The sequence below is a fragment of the Corallococcus interemptor genome (assembly GCF_003668875.1).
In the GTDB taxonomy this organism is placed as follows: Bacteria; Myxococcota; Myxococcia; order Myxococcales; family Myxococcaceae; genus Corallococcus; species Corallococcus interemptor.
The window spans coordinates 1-2875 of the sequence record NZ_RAWM01000245.1; the positions used below are offsets into that span (position 1 = coordinate 1).

General features: G+C 60.9%; 3 protein-coding genes. 1 reads left to right on the forward strand and 2 read right to left on the reverse strand.

All coding sequences use genetic code 11. The annotated features are described in order from the left end of the window. Positions 1-132: 132 nt before the first annotated feature. Complete coding sequence (locus D7X96_RS41930) at positions 133-354, reverse strand: sigma factor-like helix-turn-helix DNA-binding protein (RefSeq protein WP_370450232.1); 222 nt, start codon at positions 352-354, stop codon at positions 133-135. Between the two features lie 230 nt (positions 355-584). On the opposite strand from D7X96_RS41930, the gene D7X96_RS38780 reads away from it, so the two are divergent. Continuing rightward, entirely contained in the window at positions 585-1067 is a 483-nt protein-coding gene (locus tag D7X96_RS38780) for a hypothetical protein (protein WP_208647444.1), read from the forward strand. A gap of 541 nt (positions 1068-1608) precedes the next feature. On the opposite strand, the gene D7X96_RS39775 is transcribed toward D7X96_RS38780, so the two are convergent. Beyond that, positions 1609-2439: an HNH endonuclease gene (locus tag D7X96_RS39775; protein WP_147468518.1), complete on the reverse strand. Its 831-nt coding sequence runs from the start codon at positions 2437-2439 to the stop codon at positions 1609-1611. Positions 2440-2875: the final 436 nt, after the last annotated feature.

The following is a 2875-nucleotide window of genomic DNA, read 5'->3' on the forward strand; positions in this document are numbered from 1 at the left end:
TTCACCGCGCCGTCCTTGAACTCCTGCGTGAACTTCCGGCGCTGCCTCCGGGGCTTCTTCTGCTTCGCGTCACTCGCCGACATTGGACACCCTTTCCATCACATCTCGGGTGTCCACGGAATCGGGGCAGGCTCAGCCCACCACTGCCTTCCCCTCGTCGGGGAACAGCAGCGCGGTGAGCGCCGCGTCCTCGTCCAACTCCGGCGGCAGGGGCCACGTGGTCAGCTTCGCCGCCTGGGCCCGGTACAGGTACCGGCTCACCGTGCCTTTGCCGATGCCCAGCGCACGGGCAATCTCGCGCCCCGACAACTTCCTCTCGTACTTCAGCCTCAACACCTCTCGCAGCTTCCGCATGGACAGCCTCTCCTGGGCCACTTCCACCTCCTTGGGAGGCAGACAGCGGGCCGCCACTGTCCAGCGTCGTCAACGCTTCCGGGCCGCACCGGTACGAGGCACCACCGATGCCCCACATGCTCCGGAATCGGTGCCCCACATGGGCCGGAATCGCTGCCCCACCCCTCCGGAATCGGTGCCCCTCATGGACCGGAATCAGTGCCCCACATGCTCCGGAATCGGTGCCCCACATGGGCCGGAACACGCAGCTGCTGGAGTTCGCCACCGGGAAACACCTGCTCAGTGCCTACAACCTGCTGCCAAAGGATTTATGGGTGCTGGTCCCGGAAGGGGAAACGGAGCCGTTGCGCAGTGCCATCGCACGGATGAGGAACGCATGGCGCGGGGTGGATCCGGAGGAGACGATATTGCGTGCGGCCACCTTCACCCCGGCCGATGTAGAAGCGGCAACACAAACGCTTTCAGATCCCACGCGGGCTGTCTTCCGCAAGCTGCTGCGGCGCAACCCGGTAGAGCGGCACATGTCCGCGCTGACGCTGCAAGACGATTTGGCGAAGGTGCTGCGAGCGCGAGGGAGTTACACCGCCAGGATGGCTTCGCTGGAGATTCAAGCGGCACTGCGAGGGGCTGGCCAAGCGATGGCCGAGGATGAGGAAGGCCCAAAGGGTTTGAGGCATCAAGACTTCATCACGACGGAACCAAGCCCGGCATGAGCCTGCCTCTCACCGGCCAGTGCCATAGGGTGGGCTCCACGTCGCTTTGAGTTCGTGGAGTCCCGCTCGGCGCGCAGGAAAGGCAAACACCTAGCGCGCCCGTGGGCGCTTGTCTCCCAGCCGACCATCCGCCGGATGCGTTGAATGTCTTTTAAGTTATCCTTCCGCACGGGGTGGGCTTTCCGCAGAAAGAGCAAGTGTCGCTCTGCTTCATCCAGCTTCCGCTGCACCCTCTCGGACTGACCGGGAAATTGCTTGAGGGTCAACGCCAAAAGACACGCCGCGTGCGCTCGACTTCCTGGATTGTCGTAGCCCAGTTTCTCGGTGCGGCGTAGAGGACGGAGGGCTGGCTCTCATCCTGAGCACAGGCCGTGTTCTCTCAACTGCGCTGTAGTATCAGGCATTTGCGCAACATCTGCCTGAACGGCAGACTGGTCTCCCGCAGGGGCTCCGAGGCTTCCCTCGGGGCACGCTCAGGATGAGAGCCCAGCCACCTACACCCTCATACCCGATGCGACTGAGCGATCACAGTCCGGCACACTCACTTGAGTACCGTTGGCGCCTGCTGGGCTCCGTACTCCTTTCTGTAAGCGTCAAACTTGGCCCGTATGCTAGCCTCAACGACATCCAATGCATCGTCTTTGGTAGGGCCTAGCGTCACGTTGTCGGCTTTGCGCTCGACGACCCTGAAGCCGGTCGCTTGCTCAAGTCGTCGTAGGTTCACCCCCAGACTGTATCCTCGCACTGGCTTGAGGATCATGAAAGCTAGGTGCTGGATTAGGACCGCCCGTGAAATCGAAAGCTTCTCTGGGAGTCTCGGCAAGACGGTATGAGCGGTTCGGTTCATCTCCGGGTCAAACCAGTCCTGTTCAGTGCGGATCAATTGTTTCTCGTGAGGTGTGAGCCGGTGACTTCGAATTAGGCCACCGAGAATGAGCAACTTACGAGGCGCTTCACCTTCACCGAGCATGAACTTTCGCTGTGCGGTGAGGGCGGCAAGGTCGTGCGCTTTGGCTGCGCGTGCCGAATTGAATGACACCTTCAGCAGCCAACGCGCAAGCGTCTGCCAATCCACATGAAGCGTGACACTGAAGTCCTCGTCGCGTAGCCATTTGCCAAACCAAGGCTTCGCGGCGGTAGTGAGTCGATTGTCCAGCTCTCCTAGCTTCACATTATTACAGAGGCTGCACGTGTCCTTTATTGTCGCGTCGCCATCGAAGAATATCTCTCTATTTACGTGGAAGGTCCTTGGAGAGGAAATTGTTCTGGCGATCGCGCTGGGGATTATGTGCTCCCTAGTTGCTGATTGCTCGCTCTTTCCGCAGTAGGCGCATTTCTTGGTAGTGCGATTGACCCCAGCATTCAGTGACATTGCGACCTCAAGTATTACGAGTCCCAGAGGGGATCTTAGGCGGCAAACTACCAAGGGTGTGGCCCTCATCCTGAGCAGCCGGCAGCCCCCTCCTGATTTCAGCCCCTTATGCGGAGCTTGGCCGCTGGGCGAGCATCCAGCTCCCCTCGGAGCGTGCTCAGGATCGGTGAGTGTCAACGTAGTTGTCGCGTGAAACATGTCACGCAGCTGCGTTCATCGTCGGTACTACTGGGGTGAGGTTCGGGGAGGGGTTGAGCCGCACAGGGCCAGTGGGTGTCCAGTCGCGGGTGTGGCGACTCCATCGCGCTGCCCTCTCTGCCAAGGTGAGTGAGACAGTCCGTACCCAGCAGTTTAGTGTGCAGGGCGACCCAGGCAGGGACGATGAATCCGGTGGTGGAAGAGGCTCGGGTCAGGGAGACCGAGGTGGTGGAGAAGG

What these genes read in the sequence shown, in the direction of transcription:
- D7X96_RS41930 (WP_370450232.1), bottom strand. Translation starts at nt 354, where the DNA reads ATGCGGAAGCTGCGAGAGGTGTTGAGGCTGAAGTACGAGAGGAAGTTG.
- D7X96_RS38780 (WP_208647444.1), top strand. Translation starts at nt 585, where the DNA reads ATGGGCCGGAACACGCAGCTGCTGGAGTTCGCCACCGGGAAACACCTG.
- D7X96_RS39775 (WP_147468518.1), bottom strand. Translation starts at nt 2,439, where the DNA reads ATGTCACTGAATGCTGGGGTCAATCGCACTACCAAGAAATGCGCCTAC.